The organism is Actinobacillus ureae ATCC 25976 (genome assembly GCF_000188255.1).
Classification (GTDB): Bacteria; Pseudomonadota; Gammaproteobacteria; order Enterobacterales; family Pasteurellaceae; genus Actinobacillus; species Actinobacillus ureae.
The window spans coordinates 491,469-506,535 of record NZ_GL831081.1; the positions used below are offsets into that span (position 1 = coordinate 491,469).

The 15,067-nt window shown below is 38.2% G+C and carries 12 protein-coding genes and 2 pseudogenes; 8 read left to right on the plus strand and 6 right to left on the minus strand.

The genetic code is table 11. The annotated features are described in order from the left end of the window. Positions 1–8: 8 nt before the first annotated feature. Positions 9–257: pseudogene (locus HMPREF0027_RS10180) on the plus strand (S24 family peptidase); the annotation flags it as partial. Between the two features lie 231 nt (positions 258–488). Here HMPREF0027_RS10180 and HMPREF0027_RS10185 read toward each other — a convergent pair. Then, positions 489–716, minus strand: a pseudogene (locus tag HMPREF0027_RS10185) (glycerol-3-phosphate acyltransferase); the annotation flags it as partial. Positions 717–798: 82 nt separating this feature from the next. Between HMPREF0027_RS10185 and folB the strand changes: the two are divergent. After that, positions 799–1,155 (plus strand): dihydroneopterin aldolase, encoded by a 357-nt coding sequence (gene folB / locus HMPREF0027_RS10190; RefSeq protein ID WP_005624957.1) that lies wholly within the window; start codon positions 799–801, stop codon positions 1,153–1,155. A gap of 96 nt (positions 1,156–1,251) precedes the next feature. Here the strand turns inward: folB and HMPREF0027_RS10195 are convergent, their stop codons facing one another. The 4 genes from HMPREF0027_RS10195 to HMPREF0027_RS10210 all read right to left on the minus strand — a co-directional run bounded on the left by HMPREF0027_RS10195 (position 1,252) and on the right by HMPREF0027_RS10210 (position 9,263). Further along, a complete protein-coding gene (locus HMPREF0027_RS10195) occupies positions 1,252–3,954 on the minus strand; it encodes a filamentous hemagglutinin N-terminal domain-containing protein (protein WP_044024520.1) in 2,703 nt (900 codons plus the stop codon). An 11-nt stretch (positions 3,955–3,965) separates the two neighbouring features. Further along, positions 3,966–5,660: a ShlB/FhaC/HecB family hemolysin secretion/activation protein gene (locus HMPREF0027_RS10200; RefSeq protein WP_155812117.1), complete on the minus strand. Its 1,695-nt coding sequence runs from the start codon at positions 5,658–5,660 to the stop codon at positions 3,966–3,968. A gap of 82 nt (positions 5,661–5,742) precedes the next feature. Then, complete coding sequence (locus HMPREF0027_RS10205; RefSeq protein ID WP_005624963.1) at positions 5,743–7,884, minus strand: TonB-dependent hemoglobin/transferrin/lactoferrin family receptor; 2,142 nt, start codon at positions 7,882–7,884, stop codon at positions 5,743–5,745. Positions 7,885–8,219: 335 nt separating this feature from the next. Further along, positions 8,220–9,263: a glycosyltransferase family 9 protein gene (locus HMPREF0027_RS10210; protein WP_005624966.1), complete on the minus strand. Its 1,044-nt coding sequence runs from the start codon at positions 9,261–9,263 to the stop codon at positions 8,220–8,222. A gap of 76 nt (positions 9,264–9,339) precedes the next feature. Here HMPREF0027_RS10210 and HMPREF0027_RS10215 point away from each other — a divergent pair, with 76 nt between their 5' ends. Together HMPREF0027_RS10215 and HMPREF0027_RS10220 are read left to right on the plus strand one after the other, a co-directional pair. Then, positions 9,340–10,065, plus strand: a complete 726-nt coding sequence (locus HMPREF0027_RS10215; protein ID WP_044024521.1) for a 3-deoxy-D-manno-octulosonic acid kinase — start codon at positions 9,340–9,342, stop codon at positions 10,063–10,065. 11 nt (positions 10,066–10,076) lie between these two features. Then, positions 10,077–10,661 (plus strand): elongation factor P hydroxylase, encoded by a 585-nt coding sequence (locus HMPREF0027_RS10220; protein ID WP_005624970.1) that lies wholly within the window; start codon positions 10,077–10,079, stop codon positions 10,659–10,661. Between the two features lie 43 nt (positions 10,662–10,704). Here the strand turns inward: HMPREF0027_RS10220 and rsmI are convergent, their stop codons facing one another. Then, a complete protein-coding gene (gene rsmI, locus HMPREF0027_RS10225; protein ID WP_005624972.1) occupies positions 10,705–11,559 on the minus strand; it encodes a 16S rRNA (cytidine(1402)-2'-O)-methyltransferase in 855 nt (284 codons plus the stop codon). 72 nt (positions 11,560–11,631) lie between these two features. On the opposite strand from rsmI, the gene HMPREF0027_RS10230 reads away from it, so the two are divergent. Genes HMPREF0027_RS10230 through dolP form a run of 4 tightly spaced genes read left to right on the plus strand, consistent with a single transcriptional unit; the run spans position 11,632 to position 14,923 of the window. Continuing rightward, on the plus strand, positions 11,632–13,380 hold the full coding sequence (locus HMPREF0027_RS10230; protein ID WP_005624974.1) for a penicillin-binding protein activator: 1,749 nt from the start codon (positions 11,632–11,634) through the stop codon (positions 13,378–13,380). Beyond that, positions 13,355–13,726 (plus strand): YraN family protein, encoded by a 372-nt coding sequence (locus tag HMPREF0027_RS10235; protein WP_005624977.1) that lies wholly within the window; start codon positions 13,355–13,357, stop codon positions 13,724–13,726. The genes HMPREF0027_RS10230 and HMPREF0027_RS10235 overlap by 26 nt, the downstream gene beginning before the upstream one ends. A gap of 8 nt (positions 13,727–13,734) precedes the next feature. Beyond that, the gene (locus HMPREF0027_RS10240) at positions 13,735–14,313 is read left to right on the plus strand and encodes a D-sedoheptulose-7-phosphate isomerase (protein WP_005624978.1); all 579 of its coding nucleotides are present in this window, start codon (positions 13,735–13,737) and stop codon (positions 14,311–14,313) included. A 19-nt stretch (positions 14,314–14,332) separates the two neighbouring features. Continuing rightward, positions 14,333–14,923, plus strand: coding sequence for a division/outer membrane stress-associated lipid-binding lipoprotein (dolP, locus tag HMPREF0027_RS10245; RefSeq protein ID WP_005624980.1), 591 nt, complete (start codon positions 14,333–14,335; stop codon positions 14,921–14,923). The last annotated feature ends 144 nt before the right edge of the window (positions 14,924–15,067 follow it).

Genomic DNA, 15,067 nt, shown 5'->3' on the forward strand with positions numbered 1-15,067 from the left:
AAGGCTAGCTACCCACTATCCATAACGGCGACCAGTTGTTAGTTGATTTCACCCGAAACGAAGTACGCAACGATAATATCTACCTTGTGCAGAATGGCGACAGCGTATGGGTTAAACGTGTGAAGATGTTATGGGATGGCGTGGAGCTGGTGTCAGACAACAGAGAAGAGTATGAGCCTATAAAGATAATCAACCAAGAAGCACAGAGCCTGCAAATCATCGGGCAAGTGGTTCATATCGGACACAGCCTAATTTAAACGCCATTTAAACGGGCGTTATCGTTTTGTTTAAATTTCTTAGTTTTTCTGGACGAATTTCAATTTTCCACCCAATTCATTATTTTTTCTTAGTTTTACTTTTCCTTCCAATTAAAAAGGGGCAATGCATAGCAATTCCCCTGTTTTCAATATTCCGACCACTTAATTTCATTTATTTCAACCAAATCCCTATTTGTTTTTTATTTTCTTGGTTTTGATGGTTGGGTACACTAAATAATAACCCGCCCATACAGGAATCATCCCTTTTAACATATCAAAAATAAGCGCCGCCAAGGCAGACTTACGATTTCCAATACGCAACACATTTGTCGCCCCAGGATTGTGTGAACCATTTTGACGAGGATCGGGTAATCCAGCAAGGCGACAAATTAAAATCGCACTGGAAATTGAGCCTAAAAGATAGGCAAAAAGCATATAAAAAAGGGCGAAAAGGCTCATTTTGTACTCCAGCAAGAAAAATTATTCGTTATTCTACCCAAAGTTGATAGCATACGCCTACAATAATTTTAGAGGAAATCTTATGGATCGTGTTTTTATTGAAGAATTGACTGTTTTTGCACAAATCGGTGTATATGATTGGGAACAGCAAATAAAGCAAAAACTTGTGTTTGATTTAGAAATGGCTTGGGATTGTAAACAAGCGGCAGAAACGGATGATGTTGAATATTGTTTAAATTACGCTGAAGTGAGCCAAGTGATAATTGATTATGTGGAAAGCAAACCTTTCTTGCTGATTGAGCGAGTGGCTTATGAAGTGGCAGAGTTGCTTGAGTCACGTTATCAACTTCAAGGATTAAAAATTAAACTGAGTAAACTAAAAGCCGTTGCGCAAGCTCGAAATGTTGGCGTATTGATTGTACGTGGTTGTTTAAAATAATGTAGCGACAATGGCTATTAAAAAATCTGACAGACACACAATTTAATTGTGTGTCTGTCAAATTAGCTTTACGCTTTTACCTTGTGTTCTGAATAGTTATTGTCCAGCTTCTAACTTTCCAACACTCACTTTAGTATTATTACCTTTATTGCCTAATTGTTGTTCTTCGCAACCGTTATCTTCATCACAAACTTCAACAGAAACAAGTTTTTCAACATCTAAGCTACTCACTAAATTTGTATTAATGATTTTTTCGCTTACGTCCGTAACATTCAATTGCTCAGCAGACAAGTTGGTGGCTCGCACACCGTTAATTTTGTCGTAAAGTCTAGCAAAACCACGTTCACTGAGTTTGGTAGAATTGCCTTGAATTTTTGTCTGATTAAAGTTTTTCTCACGAGGAAGTTCAAAGAATGTGAAATCTGCATTTGATTTTACATCAATTTCTACCCCTTTGGAGCTTAAATAAGCTGTTCCACCGTTAGGTGCTAAGGCAGTAATTTCGGCATTTTTAATGGTTGTTTTGGTATCTGCGTTATCACCAATAGTAAATGCCATATTGGCAATATTAGCATCATTATCAATTGAGCCTGGCGCACCATTAATGATCACTTCCTTCCCAGTTCTTCCACCTGTGTTAATTGCAGTAATTTTCAAGTCATCTTTGCTGTTTTTACCTGCAATTGTTGTATCGCCATCAGTTCTAAAGGTGTAACCCTGATGAGATTTCACAAAAATAGAACTTTTTTCCCCTATTAATTCCCCGATTAAAAACATCGTAGCATAAGGTGCTTTTGGAGATATATCACTTTTCTCATCGCCCACGATTTTGATATGTGAGTTTATCATTGAGACTTTACCATTCATTCCTAAACGGTTAATTTGAGTTGAAATATCTTGTGAATTATCTTTATCAAAAGTAATATCAATCTTGCTATTATCTAACTTAATTTTTTCTGCCAGTAAATGCACAAATCCATTTTTTAGGTTGATATTACTGTTGGAAATATTAATTTCCGTGTCTTTAATAGTTGATCGCCCCGTATTTTTGGTAGCAAAAAAATCAAAACGATACCAATAGGCTCTGTTCATATCTAAATCTAAATCAGGGTAATATCTCCAACGGCGTCTGCGTTGATCTAACTCCGATAACTGCGTACGTTTGTCTAAATCTAACACACCGTATTCATATCTTGAATTATTACGGGATACCCCCCCATCAATGTAAAAATTCGTTTGTCCTGTGGCAACGACGTTATCTAAATTAACTTTTCTAAATCCACCTGCTAAAACCACATCATCAACCTGATTAAATACTACATTACGCATATCAACATCAAACTTCTTGCGTTGTGAGGTTTCCGTTCTACACCATCTTTGGCTATCGCAGTCGTCTCTATTGAGACTACGCCCCAATCCCATAGCTCCGTTACCAAGATTTATTTTGCTGTCAGTAATGGTAATATTTGATTTAAAATCTTCCTTATTCTGCAAACTCGTTACAACAAATAAACGACCTTTTGAGTGAATATCCGCATTCTTAATATTAATATGACCTTGGTTAGTTAGCTTTAATAGCGAATCTGTGCCTTTAAAGGAATCTATATGAATACGTCCTGAAATATTAACGTCCTTTCCTTTAAGATTCACTTTTCCATTATTAGCCAGTAATGAACTTAACGCCTTTGTTTGTATAAATGAACCCGTACCCGTATTATTTTTATCATCTGCAATACGAATATTTTCAGTGTCTGGCACGTCAATATTAACTTCTGTTTTTAATGTTTTATGCTCATCACTATAGTAGTCATTACTATCTTCACGTCCAAAGTTACCGTTGATATTAACGCTTTTGCCTTTAAAGTCGATTTTAGGCGAGGTAACTTTTGAGCCACTTTGAGAAGTGATTTTAAGTTTTTTATCTCCATTTGTTGAGGTAAATAAAGTTTCAACTTCCCCTTTAATATTACTTTTACTATTCAACTGAACATCGTCAGCAGATAACACAACCTTGCCGTTTTTATTGCCAACTTTAGTTGCTTCCAACACACCATTATTCACAACCAAGCTGTCTAATGCTTGTTTACGCCCTTTCGCACTTAGCGTAATCTCTCCTGCTTTAATAATCCCTTCATTTTTAACAATACCCTGTACTGTATTATCTTCTAATGCCACACTTATACCGCTATCTGGTAAGGTAAATGTGAAATTATCGCCTGAGGATAAATATACTTTGCCATTGTCAGAGCTAATTTTCCCTTCATTGATAACTTGATCGCCATTAAGTACCACGAAATCTCGCGCCGTAATTTCCCCTTTATTGAGAACTTTCCCTTCTTTTAGCACCTGACCAGCTTTTGCTTTACGGGCAAATTGATTGCTATTGTCATTTTCACTGATTCTCTCTAAGTCTTTAGTTGTTGCAAGTAAACCAGCTACATTGATTTGTGCCCCATTGGTAATAGTAATCCCATTAGGGTTTGCTAAATAAACCTTACCGTTTGCCGTCAATTTCCCTTGAATTTGACTAGCATTCCCGCCAGTTACACGGTTATATGCCACAGAATTTTCGCTAAGTTGTTTAAATTCCACTTCTTTATTTTTGCCGATGTCAAAACTACGCCAGTTTATTTGAGCTTTATCGGACGTTTGATTAATCGTCATTTTACCTACAGTTTTCTCAATATTCACATTTCCGAAAACTACTTTATCCTGTTGTGGCAAATCCTGTGCAGAAGCATACGCTGCACCAGTGCAAGTGGTCAAAATGATAAGAGAAATTACATTTAATTTATACATGACATACATCCTTAGAAAGTTTTGATCATAGAAAGCCAAAATTGGTGTTTATCGGCATTATCAATATTGTTATCAAGCGGCTTGGCGACACTGACGTTGATGGCATAGCTGCTTGCATCTGAAAGAGAAAGTCCTGCGCCAACGCTTTGTAATTTCACGCTATTTTTCACGCCTTGTGCGAGAAATTGACCTTTTTTATAATATTTTCCCAAACCATAGTCATAGAACAATGAACTAACTAGCACACTTTGGGAAAAGACTGGTAAATAATGTTTGAATTCCGTTTGTATCAAATGCCCTTCATCCACAGAAGCCGCACCAGCTTGATGTCCACGTACTCCAGACAGACCACCAAGCAATATTTTCTGTGAACTTTCAAGGTTTTTATCGGCAAACTGACCGTTTATACCAACATTGAAAGCAAAAGATTTTGGTAAAATTTGCTCGTGAGACAAGCGGTAGTTATATACCGTAAAATGCGATTTTGGTTGAAAATCCTCTGGCGTATAATGTCGTTTTTCATTAGTTTGATTCGCTAAATTACCGAACAAGGTAGATAATGAAAAATAAGTTGTCCCATCTTTAATAAGATTCCAAGAACCGTCAATCCCTACAGTTAAACTATTTATTTTCCGTTTTTGTTTCACATTAACCGCTTGTTGTTCATCCCTAAGGTTTTGATGATTAAAGCTCACTTTAGTACTTAAACGAAAATTTGGTGTACGGATTGTTGGGTGCAACAAATAAGCCCCTAAGTTATGGGAATGCCCTTGAGATTGTAATGATTTAAAATTACCACCTAATTTGTAGTGGAGATAGTTAGCAGTTACACCAAAACGCGTAGAATAACCATCAATTAAAGAGGAATAATCTATACGAGCATTTTTTAAATTAGCCTGATTAGAACTCAGTAAATCCAATTTCAATTCATCGCCCCAGCCAGTCAAATTATTTACCTTTGTCCCAGCAGCCAAACGGTAACGCCCCGTATACTTGTTACCTTGGTTATCTACTGAAACATAACTAGAAAAACGTTTTGCATCGTTAATCTTAATCAGTAAATTCGCTTCGCCGACTTTTTTGCCTGCGGAAAGTTGCAAACCTGTATTTACCCCTGGAACATCGTTCATTGTTAAAGCAAATTTTTCTAACTCATCTTTCAAAATAAATTCAGACGTATTTACTGTTGTATTAGAGAGACGGGATACAAATTTATTGCTTAATGCGCTGTGATTTTGCAAGCGTATTTCGCCCACATTACCTTTGAGTAACAGAATTTTTACCGTACCTTGCTCAATTTCCTGCGGTGGTAAAATCGCTTTTGCCACTAAATAATTATTATTGCGATAAAATTCGCTGATCTCATTTGCCAAATTACTTAAATCTGACAGCGATACTTCTTTTCCTACATAATTTTTTAAAATATGTGCAAGCTCGTCTGTGACGACTTCTTGATTGTTTCGATCTAAAATCTGTACTTGCATAAGTGGAAATTTTAGCTCTTGTTTATACTGTGCGGTATAAGGCGATTTTGCTGCTTGATTAAATAATTCGCCACTAGGTTTGGCTTCTGGTTGAATTTGACGCTGTTCTAGTTCACGGTTCAATGATCCAGCATCTGGCACTAATGCCATCACTGATTTACTCAAAACAAAGCCTAAACTGACCGCACTTGCAATAACAGAATAACGAGGTCTCATTTTTATTCCTTATGTTCTATTTATTATTAATTGACAAAATTACAAAATTTGAGGGAAAACAGCTTTAGGGCGTTTTCCCAAAGTAAATTTAGAAGCTATAAACTGCACTAATTTTCGCATTGCGACCTGTGCCTTCCATTAAACTAAACGCTGGTTGATATTTTCTATCAAACAAGTTTTCCAGCGCAAAATCTAAACGCAGGTTTTTCCATTCGCCTTTTAATGGCGCATAGGTAGCACGAAGATCGGTCAGTATATAACTTGGGTAGGTAACAGCGTGATCTTTAGGCACTCGATGTTGGGCAGCGTAATGGGTTATTGTCGCTCCTACAGTGAATTTGTCTTTTACTAAAGCATAATCTGCACCTACGCCGATTTTGCTTGCGGCAATGTTTGATAAAGCTTCGCCGCTATCTTTATCTCTACCTTTGGTGCTGCCATAGTTAGTAAACAGCGTTAAACGTTCTGTTTGGTATTGAGCTTGCAACTCAATACCGCTTAAACGGGCATTAGCTATGTTTTGATACTGGGAATTTGTTGGAAAAAATGCTCCCTTTGCATTTGGTGCATTTGGATCATTAAATACCTTTAAGTTAATTAAATCTTTCACATCATTGCGGAAATAAGTCGCTTCAATTTTGAATTTATCGCCTTGTTTAAACAGGCTATCAAAATGTAGATTCGCGGTAATTTCTTTATTTTTTGCTGTTTCAGGGCGTAAATTTGGGTTTGCCACAAATCTATTGATATTATCTCGTCCTCGAATACTTGCCCCAAAGTGAGCGCCGCTCACAAACCGTTCTTGCATAGATGGAGCTCGGAAGGCTTCATTATATTTAGCAGAAAAATCTAACCAATTGGTCACTTTCCAAGTTAATTTTGTGGCAGGCGATAAATGCTTATCCTTATATTTTACGGTTTTACTTGAGGTATCGTAGTGGTCATAACGTACACTTGGCGAAAGTAGCAATTTCTCCCCAAATAGCGGCATATGGGCAATTAAATAAACGCCTGTAGTGTTTGAATTCGCATTATAGGGTTCCGCTCGAAACTGCGCATCACTACTGTTTGTGCCTCGTTCAGTACTGATTTTATCTCGCATATAATCCACCCCATAAACAAAGGAAATGTGAGATAATTCGGAAGAGTTACGTAAATTTATACCTCGGGTAGTCAATTTAGTCTGATCTTTCACTCCACTGACTTTACGCTGTTCTTTCTCAATAGTCTTATTGTTGTATAGCGCAATATGCGTATTTAGATAAGGATTATCAGGCGTTAAATAATAGTTAAATACCGTGCTTTGATCAGGAATTTGTTGATCACTTAAATAACTGACACTACCAAAACGTGTTTTCACTTTAGAGTAAAACTCTGATATTACTTTTGGATCTGTAGGTGGTGGAGAACCGTTGAATCCTTGGTGGAACTCTCCGATTTGTTTTGTAAGTTGTTCATTAGTAAGTTCGTTTTCCACCTCATTATTGCTTGGTGCAGTTTGTTTAAAACGAGTTTCGCGGTGGGATAATTCCACACGGTTCGCATCATTGATTTGCCAACCAAATTTTGCTAAGCCCCCAAACTGTTTATAGGCTGTATTATTCAGCTTGTTGCCTTTACCAATACGTAAATTATCCGCATTATTATAGAAACCACTAATAAGAACATCGAATTTGTCATTTGCTGCAAATACAGAAGCATCCGTTTCCGATAAATTATTAGCAGTTTGATAACCTTGGCGAATTTTAACTCCGAATTTGTCATTATTTTTCAATAAGTCTAAAGCATTTGGCGTACGCATTGCCACAACACCACCCAATGCACCACTACCCCATAAGGAGCTACTTGGTCCTTTGATTACTTCAATTTCTTGAATAAGTGACATTGGAAGAAAATAAGAACCTCTATGTGCTAAATCAAAATTTTGTCTCACGCCATCAATGACTTGCACAACACGATTATCACTTAACCCTCGGATATTAGGTTTTTGAGCAATGCTTCTCGAACCGCCTCTAACATCAACATTTGGAATGTCTTCTAACGCAGCTGCAACACTAGTAGCTTGTTTGGAAAGAAGACTATCTTTAGATTGTTTTTGTGGCGTATAAGAAAACCTGCTTGGATCTCGTGTCGCAATAACGTTAATAGGGTCTAATTCAATGGATTGTGCTAGCGCATTTGCTGTCACTAAGGTTGTAGCAATCGCAAGGGAAAGTTTAGAAAGTCGCATCTGTTTTCCTTATTGTAATGATTAAAAAGAGGAGAATGGCGATAATAATAATAATAATAATAATAATAATCAACTAGTTTATTTATAATCATTTGCATTTAATGGAGTAAAATTCAAACTAATTTTGGATTTCAATCTGTACCTGCAAAAATTGGACTAAATAAGCAAGAGATTAAGATATAGATTTTTATGACTAAATATAAACTATTTTAACAACAAGCTATTGATTTTTAACTTAAAAAACTAAAGATCTTACTTTCCAAAAACAACTTTCAAGTTGGCTATATTAAAACGTTTAACTTAATCATCTAACTTTTGAGATGCAGATCATTTTTTCAAAATAATCCTAATTTTTTCATTTGTTCAATAACGGGTTCGACTTGAATCTCTGCCATCAAATTTTTCCCTTTTAGTTTGGTTGCCCAAGGTAGTTCAGATGACGGTTTGCCAAATTCTTTTTGGGCATTTTCTTCATATACTGATACCACGTTATCTAAATTATTATAAGGTGCAGTACGCAAAGGATTGTGATAGGCATATAAGCCAATAACGGGTGTACCTTGTGTTGTCGCAATATGGGCAGGGCCAGAATCTGGCGAAAGCACCAAATCAACCTTAGAAATTAAAGCGGTAAGCTGTTTTAGGTTTGTTTTTCCTGCAATATTGGTTGGCGTGAAATGGCAAAGTGCGGTAATTTTTTCGACTATTTCTAATTCACGTTTCGCTGGCGAGCTGCAGAAAATCACATTGATATTATGCTGATGGGCAATATTGGCAATTTCTGCATAACGTTCAATTAGCCAATCTTTTTCTGCTTTGCTAGAACAAGGGGAAATCAATAAATTTTTACGAGAAAAATCAATAAATTGATCGGCAAATTTATAATCATCTTCTGAAATAGCTAATTCCCATTTTGGTTCTGATTTTGGTACGCCAATATATTCAGCGAAAGCCATAAATCCATCTAATACGTGAGGGGAAAAAGGATCTCTGATGCGACGATTTACAAATAGCCATTGCCCTTCTCGAGAACGTTTTTCTCCAAATCCGATTTTGAATTTTGCTTTAATTCCTAAAGAAAGGATTGATGCACGAAATGCTGTTTGCATATTTAATAGTGCATCAAATTGTTTATTTTTTAGTTGTTTCCAGAGTGATAAAACGCCTTTCCATCCCGCTTTTTTATCGTAAGGAATAAGCGTGATATTAGGAATACTTGAAAGCAAACCCATTTCGGTTTTTCCTACAATCCAAGTCATTTCTGTTTGGGGATAATATTCTTGAATGTGCTGAACCACCGCTAAGGCATGGCAGACATCGCCTACCGCTGATAATCGGAGAATACAAAGGGATTTTGGAGCTTCGGTAAAAAGTGGCATTGACGTTCCTTTATCATTTAATTTGTGCCTATTTTAAAGTAGAATGACCCCATTTTCTATTCATAACAACGTTCTAATGCACCAATTCCAACAAGATAACCAATATTTTATCTTTAATTTTGACCGCACTTTTGACCAAGCAACCGAGTTTTTCCAAGCAGAATTTTGGCAAAAACAAGAACGAGTGATAGGGAGTGCAAAAGGTCGAGGCACCACTTATTTCTTGCAAACCGAAGATTGGTTTGGTGTAAATTGTGCGTTGCGTCATTATTATCGCGGTGGACTTTGGGGTAAACTGAACAAAGATCGTTATCGTTTTTCTGCTCTTGAAACTACCCGTAGTTTTGCTGAGTTTCATTTGTTGCAACGTTTGTATGAAGCGGGGTTACCTGTGCCTAAACCCATTGCTGCACGTATTCAAAAAGGCAAGTTAGGTATTTGCTATCAAGCGGATATTTTGACGGAAAAAATCGAAAACGCGCAGGATTTAACCGCACTTTTACAAACACAAACATTGCCAAAAGAAACTTGGAGGCAAATTGGTCGTTTGATTCGAAAACTACATGATTTACAGATTTGCCATACAGACTTGAATGCACACAATATTTTGCTTCAACAAGCTGAACAAGGGCAAAAATGTTGGTTACTGGATTTTGATAAGTGCGGCGAAAAATCTGGAGATTTTTGGAAAGTGCAAAATCTGAACCGTTTAAAACGTTCCTTCGAAAAAGAAGTTGGACGAATGAATATTCAATTTACCGAGCAAAACTGGGCTGATTTAATGGCGGCTTATCATCAATAAAAGGATTGATTATGAAACAAAAAATCGTACTTGCTACAGGTAATAAAATTGAAGACATTATTCGTATTTTCGATGAATGTTTCGCCGAAGAATACAATACCCGTTTAGAAAAGGGCGAAGACTACCCGATTTACTTACCTGCATTTTTAGATGAAGACGGCGTGAAATCAGAGCGCCCTTACAACGTAATTTTATTTGCCCACGGTTATTACAGCAGTGCATTACATGAGATTGCCCATTGGCTGGTGGCAGGAACCGAACGCCGTAAATTAGAAGATTTCGGTTATTGGTACGAGCCGGATGGGCGCTCAGCGGAACGCCAACGTGAATTTGAATCGGTGGAAGTTAAACCGCAAGCGATTGAATGGGTGCTAGCAACCGCCGCCGGCTTCCGCTATTTTGCCAGTGCAGATAATCTTTCCGGCAATCCGGGCGATAATTCCGCATTTAAACAAGCGGTTTTTGATCAAGTAAAAATTTATGCCGAGCGAGGTTATCTACCGAAACGTGCCGAAACGCTACGCAAAGCGTTAGCCAAATTCTATGGCACACCGGATAAAATTGATTTAGCGAATTTTGATTTGGCGAGAATCTAACAAACAAGCGGTTAAATTTTTAGGAAATTTAACCGCTTGTATTTTAGTTATCGGAAAGATGTTCTAATCCGTATTGGTAAAGTGCATTCTTTTTATAGCCGAAAGTCTCCGCCACAATTGCCGCTGCTTTTTTCAGCGGTAATTCTTGGCAAAGTAAACCGAGTAATTTCACCGCTTGAACGGAAAATTCTTCATCGGCTTGTACTGGTTTCCCTTCGACCACTAATACAATCTCGCCTTTAGTGCGCTTGCTGTCTTCATTTAACCACGCAATTAAATTGGTTAACGTATCGCCGTGAATGGTTTCCCACGTTTTGGTAATTTCACGAGCCATCACCACATAACGATCAGCGCCCAACATTTTCTGCATATCTTCAAGCGTATCTAAAATACGGTGGGTAGATTCGTAAAAAATCAGCGTACGAGGCTCATCGGCGACCTCAGCTAATTTATCACAACGTGATTTTGTTTTAGCCGGTAAGAACCCTTCAAAACAAAAGCGGTCAGAGGCAATACCGGATGCACAAAGTGCAGTAATCGCCGCGCAAGCACCGGGTAACGGCACGACTTTGACTCCGGCTTGGCGGCAATGGCGCACCAAGTGAAATCCCGGATCACTAATTAACGGCGTGCCGGCATCGGAAATTAGGGCGATACTCAGCCCTTGTTGTAATTTTTCGACTAATACAGTAGCCTTTTTTTGTTCGTTATGATCATGTAAAGCAAAAAACGTTTTTTTGATACCGTAATGACTGAGTAGTAAACCGCTATGGCGTGTATCTTCTGCGGCAATTAAATCAACTTTGGCAAAGGTGTCTAATGCACGTTGAGTAATATCTCCAAGGTTACCGATTGGCGTTGCGACAATATACAAAGTGCCGTTTTGTTCGTTTTTCATTTGCTTTTCACTCGTTTGGTAAGTAAGATTTCAACATTATTCTGCCTATTATAGTCTATTAGGAGCAATACAATGGCGACTATTTTAAAACAGAAACTAAAAACTGTCTTTGTCCCAACGGCAATGGCACTTTTTCTTTCTGCTTGTACCGGTACAAGTTTTTTTGAAAACCCGTTAACAAAAACGGTAAAAAATGAAGCGTACGCAACTTCTGAGTTTTATATCAATAAAGCGGAGCAAGCGACGGATAAAGAAGATAAAATCACCTATCGCTTACTCGCAATTCGTAAATTGATTGATGAAAATAAAGCGTTCGAAGCACAGAATATGTTTGATGAATTAAATGCTTCGCTTGCTGAAATTCAAAAAAATGAAATTCAAAAAGTCGAATATAACTTAGTTGCAGCGCAGCTTTCCGCTTTACAAGCCAATAACGTTCAGGCAGGAGCACAACTTAAACTTGTGCCAATGGCATTGTTAAGCAAGTCACAATTATTACGTTATCACCAAACTCAAGCGCGTATTGCTGAAAATAACAAAGATGTTATCGAAGCGGTACGTGCCCGTTCTTTGATGAGTGCACAATTCTCTGAAAATCGTTTACGCCAAGAAAATAATGACCAAATTTGGGCATTATTACGTAATGCCAATAAAGGTGTGCTTTCAGTCGCAAGCCCAGGCCCAGGCGAAACGGAATTTGCAGGTTGGCTAGCGCTTATTGCGGTATATAACCAAAACGTTTCAACACCGGCACAAATGCCACAGGGTATTAATAACTGGAAGCAACTGTATCCTAATCACAGTGCGGTTTCTTTTATGCCGGCTGAACTACAAAATGTATCAAACTTCCAACAAACTCAATTAAATGGCGTTGCGTTACTTTTACCATTAAGTGGTGATGCGAAAATTTTAGGCGATATCATCAAAAAAGGCTTTAATGACGCCAAAGGTAGCGACTCAATTGCAGTACAAACCTATGATACTGAAAGCGGTTCTGTTGAAAGTATTTTAGCGCAAGCAAAACAACAAGGCGCACAAACAATAATTGGGCCGTTACTTAAATCTCGTGTTGATGAAATGCTCATCAGCCCTGAAATTAAAGGTGTTAACGTGTTAGCGCTAAACTCAACCCCAAATGTTAAAGCGATTCCGGGCGTATGTTACTACGGTTTATCACCGGAAGCTGAAGCAAGAGCAGGTGCAGATCGTTTATATCGTGACGGTTACTCTCGTGCGATTGTTGCAGCACCGCAAGATGATTTCGGACAACGTTCTGCTGATGCATTCGCTCAACGCTGGAGACAATTAACCAATACGGATGCAGATGTTCGTTATTACAACATCCCGCAAGATTCTGTTGTGGCTATTCAAAACTCAGGCAGTACTCAAGGCGCTGCATTATACACATTAGGTACGGCTGAACAATTACTCGAATTAAAACAAGGCGTTGATAACTCAGCGCTAGCTGGACAACTTGCAATTTATACCTCTTCGCGTAGTAACTCACCAAATAACGGTATTGAGTTCCGTACTTCAATGGAAGGCGTAAAATTCAGCGAAATTCCATTATTATCTGACACCGATTCGGATGAGTATAAAAAAGCAGATAACCTAGCGGCAAGCGATTTCTCAATGATACGTTTATATGCAATGGGTTCTGATGCTTGGGCGCTTGCAAATAAATTCAATGAGTTCCGCCAAATTCCGGGTTATAGCGTATCCGGTTTAACCGGAAACTTAACCGCTGGTCCTAACTGTAATATCGAACGTGAAATGACTTGGTTGCAATATCGTAATGGTGCTGTTCAAAGCGCTAACTAAGCGTTCTCAAGGAGCCAGTTTTGAACATAAAGCCCGCGTCTTTTTAGAGGGCCAAGGGCTTAAGTTCATTGCGGCGAATCAGACTTTTAAATGCGGTGAGCTGGATCTTATTATGCAACAAGGCGAAACTTTGATTTTTGTAGAGGTTCGCCAACGCAAAAGTAAGCGCTTTGGCTCCGCCGTCGAAAGCATTGATTATCGAAAACAACAAAAATGGTTGGATGCCGCAAATATGTGGCTGTTTACCCAATGTAAACAGAGTTTAGATACAGCGAATTGTCGCTTTGATGTTGTTGCCTTTGAAGGAAATGATCCGCCTCTTTGGATCCCCAATTTTTTAGGATAGTTCTTTTCATGCTAGAAAAAATCCAAGACCGTTTTACCGAAAGCATCCAGATCCAAATTGCCGCCGCAGAATTACTGCCTAAAACGCTTAGCGAAGCTGCTAATCGCATTGTTGCCTGCTTATTAATAGGCAATAAAATCATTGTATGCGGACATGGGCGTTCGTACGCAAACGCGCAGCTTTTAGTCAGTCACTTATTGCATAAATACGATCTTGCTCGACCAAGTTTTGCTGCACAATTATTGCAATTTGATGGAGTTTTGGCTGGTGTGATTGCACAAGATAACGATCTTGCGCAAATCTACCGCAAACAGTTACAAGCAATTGCAAAAGAGGGAGATTTATTTATTAGTTTTTCGCCTCGTGGCGATGAAGAAGCGGTCTTAAATGCGTTACATTCTGCAAAAAATGAAGGTTTAGAAGTCTTAGCATTTACCAGTAGCCGTAATGACCATACGCAAGGTTTGCTTGATGATCACGACCTTGAAATTTCAATGCCTTCCAGTAATGAATTACGAATTATCGAAGGCCACCAATTCTGTGTAAACTTACTCTGTGAATTAGTTGACCACTTACTCTTTTCTTAACATTTAGAAGGATATTGTTATGCTTACTTTAGCCAAACGAATCAGTCTAGCGAGTTTATTCGCTGTAAGCCTCCTATCATTACAGGGCTGTATTGCAACAACTGTTGTGGCCTCAGCCGCTATTGCAACTAAAGTAGCAACCGATCCTCGTTCTACCGGCACACAAATAGATGATGAGATCTTAGAAGAACGTGTTGCTTACAATATCAATAAAGACGAACAACTGAAGCAAGAAGCTCGCATTAATGTAGTCGCTTACAATGGTAAAGTATTGCTAATCGGTCAAGCTCCGGGGTTTGATGCGGTTGAAAATGCTAAAAATCTTGCCGCTGGCGCAGAAGGTGTGACTGAGGTATATAACGAAATCCGTACCGGTTCAAAAATTGGTGTTGGTCAAATATCTATTGATAGCTGGATTACTACGGCAGTAAAATCAAAATTACTGATTAATTCGGAAGTAAAATCAACGGAAGTGAAAGTCATTACTGAAAATGGAGAAGTGTTCTTAGTCGGAAAACTTTCGCCAACCCAAGCAGATGCAGCAGCAGAAGCGGCTCGTACAGTAAGTGGTGTCAGCAAAGTTATTAAAGTGATTAGCTATGCACAATAACCTATAAAAAACCGTCCTTATGGGACGGTTTTTTTACGATTTAAATCATTAAACCTCATTCTGTAATATTATAAAGGCTAAACTATGGCGTGCAGCAATCCGACGTTTTCTCTTTAGAATTTGTAAGATTCGGCGAGATTTATT